The sequence below is a fragment of the Vibrio sp. 10N.261.52.A1 genome (assembly GCF_002876325.1).
Lineage (GTDB): Bacteria > Pseudomonadota > Gammaproteobacteria > Enterobacterales > Vibrionaceae > Vibrio > Vibrio chagasii.
The window spans coordinates 1,737-2,434 of sequence record NZ_MCYD01001320.1 but is presented as its reverse complement, the minus strand read 5'-3'; the positions used below and the strand labels follow the sequence as shown (position 1 = coordinate 2,434).

The 698-nt window shown below is 47.0% G+C and carries 1 protein-coding gene and 1 pseudogene; one reads left to right on the top strand and one right to left on the bottom strand.

The features are described from left to right. Positions 1–532: BCCT family transporter (locus BCT81_RS27300; protein ID WP_198596976.1), on the top strand; the 532-nt coding region annotated here is incomplete at its 5' end. Between the two features lie 96 nt (positions 533–628). Here BCT81_RS27300 and BCT81_RS29080 read toward each other — a convergent pair. Beyond that, positions 629–698, bottom strand: a pseudogene (locus tag BCT81_RS29080) (RidA family protein); the annotation flags it as partial.

Here is a 698-nt window from a genome sequence, read left to right as displayed (position 1 = left end):
GATGGCAATCTTTATTGCTCGCATCTCACGTGGCCGAACAATTCGCCAAATGATCGTGTCTATCAGCATCGTTGCTCCACTGGTAACCTGTTTCTGGTTCAGCATCGTTGGTGGTAGCGGTTTAGCGTTTGAGTTAGAAAACCCTGGTGTGATTTCTAGTGCGTTCGAAGGCTTCAACCTTCCCGCAGTATTACTGGCTATCACGGCACAACTGCCATTTCCGACTCTGATTGCGATTCTGTTCCTTATCCTGACCACCACGTTCATCGTAACAACGGGCGATTCAATGACCTACACCATCAGTGTAGTTATGACAGGTACCACAGAGCCAAACGCATCGGTACGTACCTTTTGGGGTATCATCATGGGTGCTGTAGCCATTGCGCTTATTTCAATGGGCTCTGGCGGTATTTCTGCTCTGCAGTCATTCATTGTGATTACCGCCGTTCCTGTGTCATTCATCTTACTGCCATGTCTATGGCATGCTCCTAAGATCGCGACACAGATGGCAAAAGAGCAAGGCATCGCTTAATCACAAAGCCGACTAACCTCGGTTTCGCGTTTCGAACAAAAAAGCCACTCAAGTGAATCACCTGAGTGGCTTTGTTTTATCTATCTGTATGTCGGTTTATTGAAACTTTTCCCCAGCAGCAACCATGAATGACATTTCAACCAACAGTTCAGGGTTTGCCAGTTCA